Consider the following 15,262-nt stretch of genomic DNA (forward strand, 5'->3'; position numbering starts at 1 on the left):
TGCCGAGACTAACCGGCGGCGGCAACCGGACTCACCTCGATGACGCGTCCGTCGGTCACGCGCAGTACCAGATCGGCGCCGGTGACCTCGTCCAATCGGTGGGTCACGTGCACGACGGTCTTGCCTTCCAGCGCGTGCCCGAGCAGGCCCAGCACGGTGCGCGCGGTCGGGACGTCCAGGTGCGCGGTCGGCTCGTCCAGCAGCACGAGGTCCGCGTTCCTGGCGCCCAGCAACGCACGGGCGAGCCCAAGCCGTTGCGCCTCACCGCCCGACACGCCGGCGCCGCCCGCGTCCAGCCGCACGTCCAGCCGGGCGGACCAGTGCGGAAGACCCGCGAGGCACAGCGCCTCGATCATGGTCGCGTCACTCGCCTCGGGGTCACCCAGACGGAGGTTCTCCCGGACGGTCGTGGACACGAGCTGCGGATCCTGCGGGCTCCAGGCGACCTTGTGCGGTGCGCGCGCCTCACCCCGCTCGGGAGCCAGGAACCCGAGCAGCAACGCCAGCAGGGTGGACTTGCCGGCACCGGACGGGCCGACGACGGCCACCCGCGAGCCGGCCGGCACGGCCAGATTCACGTTGTGCAGCAACGGTTTCCGGTCGCCCGGCCAGCACACGTCCACGCCACTGAGCACCACGTCGTGGCTGTCCTCGAGCTGGCGTCGCTCGGCGGGCGGTGGCCGCAGCAGCTCGGCGACCCGGCCGTGCGCGGCTCGCAGCGGCACCCGGTTGCGGCGCGCGGCGGGGAGCACGGACAGCACCTCGATCATGGCCAGCGGCACCAGCGCGACGACCGGGGCCAGCTCCGGGGTGAGCACTCCCCCGGTCACCTTCACGACCGCGATCCAGGTACTGATCAAGGTGGCCGCACCGAGTACCAGGGTGATCAGCGCCTCCCCCGCGCCGGCGCCGAACGCCTGGCGGCGGGCGCGGGCGGCCAGTTCGTCGTCGGTGCGGGTCAGTTCGGCGCGGCGCACCCGGTCGGCGCCGGTGGCGATCAGATCGGGCGCGGCGTCGAGCAGTCCGAGCACGCCGGCCGACACGTCCCGCCGCAGGGTGGCCACGGCGGCGGTGGCCCGCCGTTCGGTCACCGCCGTCAGAGCCGGGCCGGCGAGGCCGGCGATCAGGCAGGCGCCCGCCAGCACGAGACCGGCTTCCGGCAGCACCGCGGCCGACACGATCACGGCGGCGACACACACGGCGGCGGCGACCACCGGTGGCACGAGCACGCGGGGGGTGAGATCGCGGATCGCGTCCACGTCGTCCACGAGCCGGCGCAGGCCCTCGCCCCGGCGCAGCGTCGAGGTTCGCGCTGGGCCGAGCCGCACCAGCGCGTGCCACAGCCGCACCCGTCCGTCGGTCGCGTCACGGAAGGCGGCGTCGTGCGTGACCAGGCGCTCGACGTAGCGCAGGCCGGCGCGGGCGAGCCCGAACGCGCGCACGCCGACCACCGCGACGGTGAGGGTGAGCATCGGCGGCTGCCCGGACGCTTTGGCGATCAGCCAGGCGGAGGTGGCGGTGAGCGCGATCCCGCAGAGCGCGGTGGCGGCGGCGAGTGTGGCACCGGCCAGCGCCCGCCCGCCGAGCCTCGGCGGTTTCCCGGGCGACACATCGTCCGATGTGGACAGCTGTGTCGTCCACTGTGGACTGTCACTCGCCGAGTCGTCGGCCGGGCGCTCCCGGTGGGTGGCCAGCAGCACGGCGACACCGTCGGCGGTCGCGCGCCGGACCGCGGCCATCACCTTGCCGGCGGTGGCGTCGTCCAGGTGCGCGGTCGGCTCGTCGAGCAGCAGAACGGTCGCGCCGTGCCGGATCCGCAGCATCGCGCGGGCGATCGCGACACGCTGCCGTTCGCCGGTGGACAGCTCGACGATCGTGCGGTGCAGCAGGTGCTCCGCGCCGACGTCGCGGGCGATCGTGCCGAGTTCGTCGTCGGAGGCGGGCGGGCCGCTCTGGTCGGCGATCGCGAGCCGCAGTTCGTCGGTGACCGTGGCGGCGGAGAAGGCGGGCCGCTGCGGTACCCAGGCAATATTGCGCCGCCACACCCTGATGTCCACAGTGGACAGATCGACGCCTGCCACGCGCACGGTTCCGGCCGCCGGCTCGACGAAGCCCAGCAGGACCGCGATCGCCGTCGACTTGCCCGATCCGCTCGGCGAGTCGAGCCGGGTGATCTCGCCAGGCCGCACCGTGAACGACAACCCGTCGGGTTTCTGACCGCCGCGCCGGTCCACCCGCAGCCCCTCGACCCGAACCGTCCTGGGCGCCACCCCGTCCGGGCACCCGGCCAGCCGTACGTCCACGACCGTCGGGTTATCCACAACGATCGGGTTATCCACAGCCTCCGGCGACGCCCCCTGTCGATCATCGTGGCCCGGTACGCTGGGCTCGGGGTCGCCCCCCGGGACAGGGTGGGGGGCGGGGTTTTCACGGGGATCGCTTGTGGAGCTTGGGTTCTGGCGGATTTCTTGGACGCGGCGGACGGCTTCGAGGCCGTCTTCGCTGGCGTGGTGGGCGGCGCCCGCCGCACGGAGCGGCAGGTAGCACTCGGGGGCGAGGATCAGCACGAACAGGCCGACGGCGAGTTCGAGATCGCCCGACACCAAGCGCACTCCGATCAGGACGGCGACGAGTGCCACCGACAGGGTGGCCACCAACTCGAGTACCAGGGCTGAGGAGAAGGCGATTCGCAGGGTGGACAGGGTTGCTCGACGGTGTCCGTCAGAGGTCCGGCGCACCGCTTCCCCTTGTGCCGCGGCGCGCCGGAACGCGGTGAGCACCGGCAGGGCGCGCACCATCTCCAGCAGATGGCCGGACAGTCGTTGCGTCGCCGACGCCGCGCGACCCACCCGATCCTCGGTGTACTTGCCGACCAGGATCGCGAACAGCGGGATCAGCGGCACCGTCACCGCGATCACCAGAGCCGACGGCCAGTCCGCCAGCAGGATCACTCCCCCGACGCCGAGCGGCACCACGGCGGCGGTCACCAGCGCCGGCAGGTACACCGCGAAGTACTCGTCCAGCGCGTCCAAACCCTTGGTGCACAAGGAGGTCAGCTCGCCGGGCCCGTGCGCGGCGATCCATTCCGGCCCGCGCGCGAGAGCACCGTCCAGCGCCCGCGCGCGCAACTCCTCCTTCGCCCCGGCCGCCGCCCGCGCCGCCGCCACCCGGATCGCCCAGCCGAGCCCGGCCCGCCCGACCACGGCGCCGGCCAACAGCCAGAGCGCCACTCCCGATGGTCCACTGTGGACGGTGACAGCGTCGCCGAGCAGCCAGGCCAGCGCCCACGCCTGCACCACCAGCGCGATCCCGTTCAGCGCGGCCAGCACCGCGCACACGACCAACGCCCGGCGCGCCGCTGAGGACAACCTCGGCAGCGCGCCGAGCGGGCCGCCCCGGGTCCGGGCAGTGGGGGCTGGGCTCCGGCCCGGGGAGTTCATGGCACCCGGACGGCCGGCACATGCCGCCGCCCGATCCGCCTGCGGAACACCCAGTACGTCCACCCCTGGTAGAGCAGGACCACCGGCGCCACGAACGCGCCGAGCCAGGTCATGATCTCCAGCGTGTACGGGCTGGACGCGCTTTCCGCAACGGTCAACGAGTTCGCGGTGTCCACAGTGGACGGAAGCACGTCCGGGTAGAGCGATCCGAACAGCACGACCACCGATGCGGTGATGGTGACCGCGAGGGCGGCGAAAGCCTGCCCCTCACGGCCGACCGCGATTCGCGCCACCGCCGCCGCGCCGGCCAGCAGCGCCACCGCGACGGCGATCCAGGTCCAGTCCGAGCCGTGCCGCAGTTGCACCACGGCCAGCAGTCCGAAAAGCGGGAGCAGGCCCACCGGCGACACCCCTGTCGCCAACCGGCGGGCCCGCTCCCTGATTTCCCCTTCGGTCTTCAACGCGACGAAGACCGCACCGTGCACCAGTGCGAAGCCGGCGACAGCGATCGCACCGAGCACGGTGTCCCAACGCACCACCTCGAGCCATGACCCGACGCGGTTCCCTTGTGCGTCAAGGGGAATCCCCAGGACGCTGGCCGACAGCAGCAGCCCGACCCCGAGTGCGGGCAGCCACGAACCGGCGACGATCACCCGGTCCCAGTTACGTCGCCAGCGATCCGAGTCGACCTTGCCACGCCACTCGAACGCGACACCCCGGCCGATCAGCGCGAGCAGTACGACCAGCAACGGCAGGTAGACCGCGCTGGACAGCGAGGCGTACCACGGCGGGAACGCCGCGAAGGTGGCGCCGACCGCGACGATCAGCCACACCTCGTTGCCGTCCCACACCGGGCCGATCGTGTTGACCATGACGCGCCGGTCGGTGTCGTCGCGTCCGAGCACCGGCAGCAGCATGCCGACGCCGAAGTCGAACCCCTCCAGAAAGAGGTAGCCCAGCCAGAACGCGGCGATGACGACGAACCAGATCGTCGGCAGGTCCACTGTGGACACCCCTTCCTAGTACGCGAAGGCGAGCTCGTCGCCTTCTTCGGTCTTGTCGGTCTTGTCGTCGGGCGGCAGCACGCCTTCCACACCGGCGCGCGCGTACTTCGTGATCAGGAACAGCTCCAGCACCGCGAGCACTGCGTACACCGTGGTGAGCGCGATCAGCGAGGTCAGCACCTCGCCGGCGGACAGGCTGGACACGCCGGTCGCGGTGAACATCCACATGCCGTCCACCCCGGTCGGGTTCGGCACCACGACGAACGGCTGGCGCCCCATCTCGGTGAAGATCCAGCCGAGACTGTTGGCCAGGAACGGCAACGCGATCGCGGCGAGCACCATTCGCGGGAACCATTTCGTGCGCGGCACCCGCCCGCGCCTGGTGAGCCACAGCGCCAGCACTCCGATGCCCGCGGAGATCGCACCGAGTCCGATCATCAGGCGGAACGCCCAATACGTAACAGGCAAGATGGGCACGTAGTCGATCGGCTTGCCGGACAGCTCGCCGAGCCGCTCGTCGACCGGGTAGTTGGTGCCGTACTTCGCGCGATACTCGGCGACCAGCTCGTTGACGCCCTTGACCTGGCTGTCGAAGTCGTTGTGCGCCAAGAAGGACAGCAGCGCCGGCACGGTGAAAGACTTGACGTTCTCGCAGTCCGGCCGGGACACGTCGCCGTAGGCGAAGATCGAGAATCCGGCCGGCTCCTCGGTGTTACACAAGGCTTCCGCCGCCGCCATCTTCATCGGCTGCTGCTGGAACATCAGCTTGCCCTGCATGTCGCCGGTGACCGCGAGCCCGGCGAACGCGACCGCACCGACCAGCGCGCCGAGCTTCACCGACGTGCGCCAGATCCCGTCGTGCTCCTCGGGATCACCGTCGCGCCCCTTGCGCCACAGGTGCCAGCCGCCGATACCGACCAGCAGCGCCGCCGCCACGGCGAACGCGCCGGCAATCGCGTGCGGGAACGCGGCCAGCGTCGTGTTGTTGGTGAGCACCGCCCAGATGTCGGTCAGCCTCGGCCGGCCGTCCACGATCTCGGCACCCACCGGATGCTGCATCCACGAGTTCGCCGCGATGATGAAGTACGCGGAGGCGACCGTGGCCAGCGAGAACGCCCACGCGCAGGCCAGGTGCACCTTCTTGGGCAGCCGGTCCCAGCCGAAGATCCACAGGCCGAGGAAGGTGGACTCCACGAAGAACGCGACCAGGCCCTCCATGGCCAGCGGCGCGCCGAACACGTCGCCCACGAAGCGCGAGTACGCGCTCCAGGTCATGCCGAACTGGAATTCCTGCACGATGCCGGTGACCACGCCGGCGGCGAAGTTGATCAGGAGCAGCTTGCCCCAGAACTTGGTCATCGCGTAGTAGCGGTGCCGGCCGGTGCGCACCCACGCGGTCTGCATGACGGCGACGAGCACGGACAGGCCGATGGTCAGCGGCACCATCAGGAAGTGGTAGACGGTCGTGATCCCGAACTGCCAGCGGGCCAGATCGAGAACGTCCATGCCCCAACGATTGCCGGCGCGCGCCGGTCCCGGCAGGTCTTGGCGTCCCGACCTGGCGGGACCTACGTCCCGGAGGTGGGTGAGCGTTTACTCACCACAGGGTAAGTACTCACTCACCTGGTGACTGACGCCCACCGCCACGACGCGTGGTCCACGAACAAGCCGCCGAGCAGCGGCCCGATCATGGTCGTCACGCCGAACACCGAGCCGAGCGCGCCCTGGTACTTTCCCCGCTCCCGCAACGGAATCACGTCCGCGATCAGCGCGGCCGAGGTCACCATCAGGCCACCGGCGCCGAGACCCTGGACGCCGCGAAACGCCCACCAGCGCGCCGAGGCTGTCGGCGAAACCCGCACAGCGGCGAGCCGATGCCGAAGACCAGTACGGACACCTGGAACACCACGCGCCGGCCGAACATGTCGCCGAACTTGCCGACCAGCGGCGTCACCACGGTCTCGGCGAGCATGTACGCGGTGACCATCGAGGCCAGATGCTCGGCGCCGCCCAGCTCACCGGCTAATCCGCCTCCCGGCATTTCCCAGTACTGTCGCCTTCCGTCGAAAGTGCAGCTTGGTCTGTCACCGTGGCTGGCTTGCATCCCGTTCCCCTTGGGTGCGGTCGATCGCGGCGCCGGCGTCGACCCGACGACCAAGGACCGGGAAGTACACGTAAGATCGCTGATGCCAGAGGGGAGTAGTTCCGACGGCGTTCGGCTTCGGCCGGTCGCCTGGCGAGGACATCGACATACTGACTCGCTCGCGAGTCCGGTGCCTCACCCGCGTGGCGCGGGCGAACGAGACCTCCGGCCGGGATTGATCATGCCCGGTCGGAGTGATGCTGCTCTCGTCCGGGCCCGACGGAGGGAACTCTCCAGTGGGCAACTGGCTCCTCGCATTCGTCTCCGCGTTCGGCCTCGTGTTCCTGGTCGAGCTGCCGGACAAGACACTGGTGGCCACGCTCGTGCTGACCACGCGCTACCGCGCGCTGCCCGTGTTCGTCGGCGTGGTCGCCGCGTTCGCCGTGCAGTGCGTGATCGCCGTGCTGTTCGGCAGCGTGCTGACCCTGCTGCCCGATCGGGCGGTGGCCGGCGTGGTCGCGCTGCTGTTCGCGATCGGCGCGTTCTTCCTGCTGCGCGAGGGATTCGGCAACGATGACGACGACGGCGACGGGGAGAACGGCCGGCACTTGACCGTCTCGTTCGCGCGTGCGGCGCTGACCTCGTTCGGCGTGCTGTTCGCCGCCGAGTGGGGCGACGCGTCGCAACTCGCCACGGCCGGCCTGACCGCGCGGTACGGCAATCCGATCGCGGTCGGCCTTGGCGCGTGGGTGGCGCTGGCGACCGTGGCCGGCATCGCCGTGCTGATCGGCCAGCGCATTCGCGACCGCATCAAGCCGCACCTGGTGCAACGGGTCGGCGGGTTCGTGTTCGCCGCGTTCGCGCTCATCGCGCTGTGGGAGGCGATCAGCGGCTGACCGCCGAACGGCGCATTGACACCGTGATGTAACTCATGGGTAACTTACCCCACAGTAGCCCGTGCGGTGGGTGTGTCGTCGCGCAAAGGAGCGAGCCGTGTCGCGTCTATCTGGCCTGGTCAGCCGTGGTCGAGCAGTAATCGTCGCCGCGGGGGTCACCGCGGCACTCGTCGCGGCCGGGACCACACCGGCACAGGCGGAGCTCCGCGAGGGTGGTCTACCCGAGGCGATCGCCGGCTATCTCGCCACGCCGGACAAGGTTGCCGGCGCGAACGATTGGTCGTGCAAACCATCGGCGAAGCGACCGAACCCGGTGGTGCTGCTGCCGGGCACCTTCGCGAACATCGGCGCGAACTTCGTGAAGGCGTCGCCGCGCCTGAAGAACAACGGGTACTGCGTGTTCGCCACGAACTACGGCATGACCGCCCCTTCACTCGGACGGGCCGGTGGCCTGGACCATGCCACCGAGTCGGCCAAGCAGCTCGACGCGTTCGTGAAGAAGGTGCTCGACAAGACCGGCGCGAAGAAGGTCGACATCATCGGCCACTCGCAGGGCGGCAACGTGCCGATCTACTGGATCAAGAAGATGGGCAACGCCGACAAGGTGGCGCATTACGTCGGCTGGGCACCCAGCTACAACGGCACCACGGTGAACGGCATCGTGAACCTCGGCGAGACCCTCGGGCTGCTCGGCTTCGCCGTCGGGCTCGCCGACTTCGCCCAGTTCCCCGGCGTGCTGGACCAAACCTACGCAAGCGACTACACCAAGGCGCTCTGGGCCGGCGACGGGAACGTCCCAAGTGGACCGAAGTACACGGTGATCATGACAAGGAACGACTTCGTCGTGACGCCGTACCACACCCAGAAGCTCACCGGGCAGAACGTGAACAACATCGTGCTGCAGGAGAAGTGCCCGCTGGACCAGGCCGGACACGTCGGCCTGTTCAACGACGACCCGACCCTGCAGATGACCATGAACGCGCTGGCCGACGGCCCGGCGAACTTCCAGCCGCGCTGCACCGGCTTCGGCATCCCGTTGGCCTGACGATCATGGGCGGGGTGCGTCTGACCGGACGGGAGGCGCTCGCGCTGCTGCCGTACGCGCGGCGCGACGCCCTCGCGTTCTACGCGGAACTGCTGGCGCGGCACGGTGACACGGTGTCGATGCCGGTGGCACCGCGCACCAAGTTCCACGTGCTGTCCCGGCCGGAGCACGTGGCACACGTGCTGGTCGGCAATCAGGCCAACTACCTCAAGGCGCGCACCTACCGCCCGCTGACCGAGGTGGTCGGCAACGGGTTGCTCACCAGTGAGGGTGAGCACTGGGCGCGGCAGCGGCGGCTCGTGCAGCCGATGTTCTCCCGGCGGCACGTGGTGTCCTTCGGCGGTGACATGGCCTCGGCGGCCACCAGGGCGGTGGACACGTGGGCCGACGACGCGCGGATCGAGGCGGCCACCACGATGAGCGCGCTGGCGCTGGACGTGGTCGGCCGGGCGCTGTTCGGCGCGGACCTGACCGGCGACGCGGCCGGGGTCGCGCCCACGATGGATCTGTTGATGGACCGAATGATTCGGGTCACGAGCAATCCGCTGTTCTGGATCACGCCCAACTACCACGAATGGCGGACACCCAACCGGCGCAAGGCGGACGCCGCCAAGGCGCGGCTGGACGCGATCGTGGATCGCATGATCGCCGACCGCAAGCGGCGCGGGTCCGGCGACGGTGACGGTGACGGTGATCTGCTCGACATGCTGCTCGCCGCGCGGGACGCCGAGAGCGGCACCGCGATGAGCGAGCAGCAGGTGCGCGACGAGCTGATGACGTTCATGGTGGCCGGCCACGAGACCACGGCGAACACGCTGGTGTGGACGTTCTCCCTGCTGTCGACGCACCCGGAGGCACGACGGCGACTGGAGTCCGAAGTGGACAGTGTGCTCGCCGGGCGGGTGCCGGACGCGGACGACGCGGACAAGCTGGAGTGGACCAATGCCGTGGTGTCCGAGGCACTGCGGCTGTACCCGCCTGCGTGGACGCTCGAGCGCGAGGCGATCGCCGACGACGAGGTGGACGGCGTGCGGATCCGGGCCGGATCGATGGTGGCCACGCCGCCGTGGCTGGTGCACCGGCACCCCGAACACTGGACCAATCCGGAAGGTTTCGACCCCGAACGGTTCCTGCCCGAGGCGGCGCGCGGCCGGCACAAGTTCGCCTACCTGCCGTTCGGCGGCGGCCGGCGGCAATGCGTCGGCTCCGGGTTCGCCATGCTGGAGGCGGTGCTCATACTCGCCGTGATCACCCAGCGGTACCGGCTCGACCTCGCGCCGGGCGTGCGGCCGCGGCCGGATCCGATGATCACCCTGCGGCCGCGCGGCAAGGTTCCGATGACCGTTCGCGCCCGCTGATCACGGCGCCCAGGTGATCGCCTGGCCGTCGCGCGAGCCGTACGGCTCGTCGGTGTACTTGGCCACGATCAGCGGCGTGGACACCGGCGCGGAGACGATCGCGCAGTGCTCGATCGTCTTTCCCTTGTCCTTGAACGACTTCGGCTCGTTCGCCTTGCAGCGCGCGAATTCCTGCGCGTCGAATCGGATCACCGGGTCGCTGGACTTGTCGTCGGCGGTGTACGCGGCGCTGTAGATGTCCATTCCGGACAGTGCGCGCGCGACCTCGGTGCCACTCTCGTTGGTGATCGTCTTCTTCACGAAGTACAGCGTCCGGCCGTCCAGCTCGGAGGCGTCGGCGGCGGGCATGCCGGCGCGGACGGTGGCCATGTCGGCGTCGGTGCCCTTCTCGATCGAGTTGACCGACAGGCTGACCACGCCGACCTGCTCGTCGTCCTCGATCGGGATCGTCACCTTCTGGCCGAACTTCAGCTTGGTGCCCGGCGTGGCCAGCGCACCGGGTTGCACGGGTCCGCCCTGGCTGGACGGTCCGGCGGACGGTGAACTCGACTGTGTGTTCGGCGTACTCGGCGTGGACGAGTCTCCGGAATCGGAGCCACATCCCGCGAGTAACGCGGCCGTGCCGAGGGCAGCGGTCAGACAGATCTTCGTGCGCACATCTCCTCCTCATGATCAACAGAGTGGCGCACCCTACCCGCCCGAGGAATCAGCGCAGCGCCGTGGCGACGGCGGCGGCGGCGCTCACCACGCGCGGGCCGACGTCGACCTCGTCCAGCGGCTCGAACGACACCACACCGACGCTCGCGCGCAGCCCCGGCACTCCGCGCACGGGCACCGCGATGCCGTGCGCGCCCGCCTGCAGCTCGCCGGTGGTGGTCACCCACTCCGCGCCGCCCGGCCGCAGGGTGATCGCCTTGCCGGCCGCACCCCTGGTCAGCGGGTGCCGCGTGCCCTGCCGGTAACCGACGTGATAGGTGGTCCAGGACGGCTCGACGACCGCCACCGCCTGCGCCTCGTCGCCCTCCGCGACGGTCAGATGTGCCGTCGCCCCAACGGTTTCCGCGAGTGAGCGCAGCACCGGCATGGCGGCGGCGCGCAGTTGCGGCGCCACTCGCGCGGCCAGGTTCAGCAGGCCGACACCGAGCCGCACCCGCGAGCCGTCGCGGCGCACCAGCCCGCGCGCCTGCAGCGGCACGAGCAGCCGGTACACGGCCGCGCGACTGGCCCCGATCGCGGTCGCCAGATCGCTCACGCTGGGTGCCTCGGACTCCGAGTCGGCGACCGCCTGCAACAGCGCGAGGCCCCGCTCCAGGGTGAGCGCGCTCTCCTTGCCGTCGGCCGGGTGGCGCGGCCCTTTGGCGGGTCCGCGGGCGGGCAGGGCAGCCGCCATGATCAGGTCACGACTACTCGGCCGGTGCGATCGTGCCGGCCACCTCGGCGAGCCCGACGACCGAAGCGTTCGCGCCCGGCGCGGTCGCGGTGATCACCACGCTGTCGCCGTCCTCCAGGAACGTGCGCTGGGTGCCGCCCACGTCGATCGGCTCCTTGCCGCCCCAGGACAGCTCCAGGAACGAGCCCCACTGCTGGCGCTCCGGGCCGGAGACCGTGCCGGAGCCGAACAGGTCGCCGGGGCGGACGGTGGCGCCGTTGACCGTCATGTGCGCGAGCTGCTGCGCACACGAGTACGACATCTCCTTGAACGGCGGTGTGGACACCAGCGCGCCGTTCCAGTGGACCTCCAGCCGCAGGTCCAGGCCGCACGGCTGCTTCTCCAGCAGGTAGTCCATCCGGGTGTGGCCGGGGTCGGGAACGTCCACCCTCGCGGCGTCGAACGCCTCCAACGGAGTCACCCACGCGGAGATCGAGGTGGCGAACGACTTGCCGAGGAACGGGCCGAGCGGCTGCGCCTCCCAGCCCTGGATGTCGCGCGCCGACCAGTCGTTGAGCAGCACCACACCGAACACGTGCTGGTCAGCGTCCGAAGTGGACACTCGGGAGGCGACCGGCCCGCCGCACACGAAACCGACCTCGGCCTCGATGTCCAGCCGCGCGCTCGGGCCGAACTTGGGGCCGTCGCTCCCCCGCCGCTGGCCGTGCGGGCGGCGAATCTCGGTACCGGACACGAAGACCGTGCCGGACCGCCCGTGGTACCCGACCGGCAGGTGGGTCCAGTTGGGCAGCAGCGGCTCGCCATCCGGGCGGAAGATCCGGCCGGCGTTCTCCGCGTGATAGCGCGAGGAGTAGAAGTCCACGTAGTCGCCGACCCGGAACGGCAGCACGGTGTCCACAGTGGACAGTGGAACGAGCGTGGCGCCGTCCGGTGCGGTGTCCGCGGTGACGATCTCGGTCAGCCGCGCGCGCAGCTCCGTCCATTGCGTGTGACCGGCGGCCAGCAGGGTGTCCAGCGAGTCGCCGGACACCAGCGCGGCCAACCGCTCACCGAGCGACGCGGCCAGCGGCGCCAGCGGCAGCGCGTGATCGCCGACGCGCACCGCGACCTCCTGCCGGCCGGCCGCGGTGATCACTCCGTAGGGCAGCGTTTGCGGCCCGAACGGTTTGGACGTGTCGAACTCGGGATCGTCGATCCAGCTCACAGCAGACCGAGCCCTTCCAGGTCGTCGACGGGCTCGCGCAGGGAGCACGAACCGTAGGAGGCGAACACGCCACGCACCGCCTTGGCGGCCGGGTCGGACATGGCCGCGGCCTCCTCGGCGAGCACCTTGCCGTCCTCGTTGCCCAGCGCCTCGCGCACGTCCCGGCCGGAGATCGCGCGGGCGGTGGCCACGAGCAGGTTGAGGAAACCGTGGTGGGTGAAGCCGGTCTCGGAGTCGGTGTGCCGCACGGCGTTGTGCAGGCCGGCGGTCGCCTTGAACGCCGCGGGGCCGTTGCTGCCGCCGCCGCTGATCACCGCGAGGAAGTCGGCGACCTCGTCGACCGACGGGAACGCCTCGTGGCTCACGCCGCCGCAGCGGATCTTGGGCACGCTGCCGTGCTCGACCACCCGGCGGATGCCCTCCAGCCACTCGGCGCCACCGCGCCGGGGCTCGACCACCCGGATGACGTCCTCCGGCACGAACTCCGACACCCGCTCAAGCCACACGTCGTCCACGTCGGCCGGCGCGGGCATCTCGACCATGCGCAGGGTCAACAGTTCGGTGCGCGACTCCACGATCGACAACGCCTTCGGGACGCCGCCGAGCCCGGTGTCGATCACCAGGGACAGCTCGACCGGTTCGGTCGGCCGAACCTTGATCAACTCGGTGATCAGCTCGGGCAGTCGCGAGGCGGTGCACAGGAACACACCGAGTACCGCGGCGTGTTGGCCGTCGCGTTCCGCCAGGTGGGTGCGGATGGCGTCCGGCATCGCGGCGTTGCCCGGCGGGAACAGCGCCGCGTCGTCGACTAGCCGTGCGAACAGTGGTGGGACGCCCCTTGGATCGGGGGGAGTGAGCTCTGCGGCGCTTGACACGGCTGACACGCTAGTAGCATACCGGCAGCCGAACAAAGATGTCCGATAGTCGGACACTCGTGAGGAGCACTGAGGGAGCAATGCCCTACTACCGCCGCGTCGGGGAGATCCCCCGGAAGAGGCACACGCAGTTCCGCTCACCGGCGGGTGCCCTGTACGCCGAGGAGCTGATGGGCGTCGAGGGTTTCTCCTCCGACTCCGCCCTGCTCTACCACCGCCACCTGCCGACGGCGATCGTGAACTCCGAGGTCATGGAGGACTTTCGCGGCGAGCTGGTGCCGAACCACCCGTTGAAGCCGCGCGCGTTCAAGACCCAGGACCTCACATGGACGTCACCCACTGAGGTGAATGGGGTAACCGGTCGGCGGACGCTGTTCGGGAACAACGACGTGGTGATCAGTTTCGCGGTCGCCACCACGCCCAGCCCGCTGTACCGCAACGCGGTCGGCGACGAGCTGATCTACGTGCAGTCCGGCAGCGGCACGTTCGAGACGATCTACGGCTCGCTGGCGGTTGGCGAGGGTGACTACATCGTGCTGCCGACGTCCACCACGTATCGCGTGGTGCCGACGTCGGAGGAGCTGCGGCTGTACGCGATGGAGGCGACCGGGCACATCGCGCCGCCCAAGCGGTACCTGTCGACCAAGGGCCAGTTCCTGGAGCACGCGCCGTACTGCGAGCGGGATCTTCGTGGGCCCGGGGAGCCGATGCTGGTCGATGACGAGGGTGACGTCGAGGTGATCGTGCGGCATCGCGCTGGTTTGACCAGGCTGACTTACGATCATCATCCGTTCGACGTGGTGGGCTGGGACGGGTGCCTGTATCCGTGGGTTTTCAATATTCACGACTTCGAGCCGATCACTGGGCGGATTCACCAGCCGCCGCCGGTGCACCAGACGTTCGAGGGGCCGAACTTCGTGGTCTGCTCGTTCTGTCCTCGTAAATTGGACTATCACCCGGAGGCTGTTCCCATTCCGTACAACCACGCGAATGTGGACTCTGACGAGTTGATGTTCTATGTGGCTGGGGAGTATGGGGCTCGGAAGGGTAGTGGGATCGATATCGGCTCTCTTTCGTTGCATCCTTCTGGGGTGACGCATGGGCCGGCTCCGGGGGCGGCTGAGGCGTCGCTCGGGGCGCAGGAGTCGAACGAGATGGCCGTCATGGTGGACACGTTCCGGCCGCTTCACCTGGGTGAGGCCGCTCTTGGGAGTGAGGACAAGCGGTACACGTGGTCGTGGGCTCGGCGCGGGCCGGACTGGGTGTAGTTCGCGAGTTCCGCGCTGTGCGTCGGTGTGTCCCGCGCTGTGCTTCGGCGTGGGGGTGGCTCTTGGGGTGTGGCGGCGCGGAATTGTGCGGGCCGATTCTCACAAGTCAAGGGCGCCTACGGCGTCGCTACGCGACTCGCTTCGCTCGCCCTGGACTTGTGAGCCTCGATCGGCCCTAAAAGGCTGGCGCTACGGGCAGGCTCCGCCTGCCTTTTGCCCGTACCGCGCCGCCACACCTTTCTGCTTTTGATTCACCCCATAGTGGTCGACCTTTTTCGGTAGAATCGAGGTATGAGGGGACAACAACTAATCGACGAGCTACGGGCTCGCGAAACCCACATTCGACAACTCGAATACGAGCGACTTCAACTCGTCCACGAAATCCATCAGCAAGGCATCGCAAAAGAAATGGGCGCCTACTCCACATCGTCATTCCTGCGCGACACCGTCCGGATCACACCCGCCGACGCACGACGACGCGTCGCGGACGCCAACGCGTTGTTCGGATCGACCACACTCACCGGACAACCCATCGAAGCACAGCTACCCGTCGCAGCGCAGGCACTCGCCGCTGGGGCGATCAGCCGCGACCACGTGCAGGTCGTGCGCACCACGATCGACACACTCCCCGACGAGCATCACGTCGACGTCGAGCAACTTCTCGTGGACGAAGCCGAACGCTTCGACCCCGTGAAACTC

At 69.7% G+C, this 15,262-nt stretch carries 12 protein-coding genes and 1 pseudogene; 5 read left to right on the top strand and 8 right to left on the bottom strand.

Annotated elements, in window-relative coordinates; all coding sequences use genetic code 11:
* Nucleotides 1–8 precede the first annotated feature (8 nt).
* The 4 genes and pseudogenes from cydD to EV193_RS05510 form a co-directional block, all read right to left on the bottom strand.
* Nucleotides 9–3,440 carry a thiol reductant ABC exporter subunit CydD gene (gene cydD, locus EV193_RS05495; protein WP_130342794.1) on the bottom strand — a complete coding sequence of 1,144 codons (3,432 nt, stop codon included), beginning with the start codon at nt 3,438–3,440 and terminating at the stop codon, nt 9–11.
* Nucleotides 3,437–4,444 carry a cytochrome d ubiquinol oxidase subunit II gene (gene cydB, locus EV193_RS05500; protein WP_130342929.1) on the bottom strand — a complete coding sequence of 336 codons (1,008 nt, stop codon included), beginning with the start codon at nt 4,442–4,444 and terminating at the stop codon, nt 3,437–3,439. The genes cydD and cydB overlap by 4 nt, the downstream gene beginning before the upstream one ends.
* A gap of 15 nt (nt 4,445–4,459) precedes the next feature.
* Nucleotides 4,460–5,950 carry a cytochrome ubiquinol oxidase subunit I gene (locus EV193_RS05505; RefSeq protein WP_130342795.1) on the bottom strand — a complete coding sequence of 497 codons (1,491 nt, stop codon included), beginning with the start codon at nt 5,948–5,950 and terminating at the stop codon, nt 4,460–4,462.
* Nucleotides 5,951–6,078: 128 nt separating this feature from the next.
* A pseudogene (locus EV193_RS05510) lies at nt 6,079–6,470 on the bottom strand (MFS transporter); the annotation flags it as partial.
* 314 nt (nt 6,471–6,784) lie between these two features.
* On the opposite strand from EV193_RS05510, the gene EV193_RS05515 reads away from it, so the two are divergent.
* From EV193_RS05515 to EV193_RS05525, 3 genes are all read left to right on the top strand, one after another.
* Nucleotides 6,785–7,423 (top strand): TMEM165/GDT1 family protein, encoded by a 639-nt coding sequence (locus tag EV193_RS05515; protein WP_130342796.1) that lies wholly within the window; start codon nt 6,785–6,787, stop codon nt 7,421–7,423.
* 97 nt (nt 7,424–7,520) lie between these two features.
* Nucleotides 7,521–8,468, top strand: a complete 948-nt coding sequence (locus tag EV193_RS05520) for an alpha/beta hydrolase (protein WP_207222491.1) — start codon at nt 7,521–7,523, stop codon at nt 8,466–8,468.
* 5 nt (nt 8,469–8,473) lie between these two features.
* A complete protein-coding gene (locus tag EV193_RS05525; RefSeq protein ID WP_130342797.1) occupies nt 8,474–9,826 on the top strand; it encodes a cytochrome P450 in 1,353 nt (450 codons plus the stop codon).
* On the opposite strand, the gene EV193_RS05530 is transcribed toward EV193_RS05525, so the two are convergent.
* Genes EV193_RS05530 through EV193_RS05545 form a run of 4 tightly spaced genes read right to left on the bottom strand, consistent with a single transcriptional unit; the run spans nt 9,827 to nt 13,295 of the window.
* Entirely contained in the window at nt 9,827–10,483 is a 657-nt protein-coding gene (locus EV193_RS05530) for a hypothetical protein (RefSeq protein ID WP_130342798.1), read from the bottom strand.
* Between the two features lie 49 nt (nt 10,484–10,532).
* Entirely contained in the window at nt 10,533–11,216 is a 684-nt protein-coding gene (locus EV193_RS05535) for an IclR family transcriptional regulator (RefSeq protein WP_130342799.1), read from the bottom strand.
* 13 nt (nt 11,217–11,229) lie between these two features.
* Entirely contained in the window at nt 11,230–12,420 is a 1,191-nt protein-coding gene (gene fahA, locus EV193_RS05540) for a fumarylacetoacetase (RefSeq protein ID WP_130342800.1), read from the bottom strand.
* Entirely contained in the window at nt 12,417–13,295 is an 879-nt protein-coding gene (locus EV193_RS05545; RefSeq protein WP_165401239.1) for a hypothetical protein, read from the bottom strand. The genes fahA and EV193_RS05545 overlap by 4 nt, the downstream gene beginning before the upstream one ends.
* An 80-nt stretch (nt 13,296–13,375) precedes the next feature.
* Between EV193_RS05545 and EV193_RS05550 the strand changes: the two genes are divergently transcribed.
* Complete coding sequence (locus EV193_RS05550; protein ID WP_130342801.1) at nt 13,376–14,563, top strand: homogentisate 1,2-dioxygenase; 1,188 nt, start codon at nt 13,376–13,378, stop codon at nt 14,561–14,563.
* A 291-nt stretch (nt 14,564–14,854) separates the two neighbouring features.
* Nucleotides 14,855–15,262, top strand: a 408-nt coding sequence (locus EV193_RS05555; protein ID WP_130342802.1) for a DUF222 domain-containing protein, incomplete at its 3' end; no start/stop codon positions are given.

Origin of the sequence: Herbihabitans rhizosphaerae (genome assembly GCF_004216555.1) — a bacterium.
In the GTDB taxonomy this organism is placed as follows: Bacteria; Actinomycetota; Actinomycetes; order Mycobacteriales; family Pseudonocardiaceae; genus Herbihabitans; species Herbihabitans rhizosphaerae.

Excerpts from the sequence above, each read along its gene's own strand:
- EV193_RS05550 (WP_130342801.1), top strand. The coding sequence starts at position 13,376 with ATGCCCTACTACCGCCGCGTCGGGGAGATCCCCCGGAAGAGGCACACG.
- EV193_RS05505 (WP_130342795.1), bottom strand. The coding sequence starts at position 5,950 with ATGGACGTTCTCGATCTGGCCCGCTGGCAGTTCGGGATCACGACCGTC.
- cydD (WP_130342794.1), bottom strand. The coding sequence starts at position 3,440 with ATGAACTCCCCGGGCCGGAGCCCAGCCCCCACTGCCCGGACCCGGGGC.
- EV193_RS05535 (WP_130342799.1), bottom strand. The coding sequence starts at position 11,216 with ATGGCGGCTGCCCTGCCCGCCCGCGGACCCGCCAAAGGGCCGCGCCAC.
- EV193_RS05515 (WP_130342796.1), top strand. The coding sequence starts at position 6,785 with ATGCTGCTCTCGTCCGGGCCCGACGGAGGGAACTCTCCAGTGGGCAAC.
- EV193_RS05525 (WP_130342797.1), top strand. The coding sequence starts at position 8,474 with ATGGGCGGGGTGCGTCTGACCGGACGGGAGGCGCTCGCGCTGCTGCCG.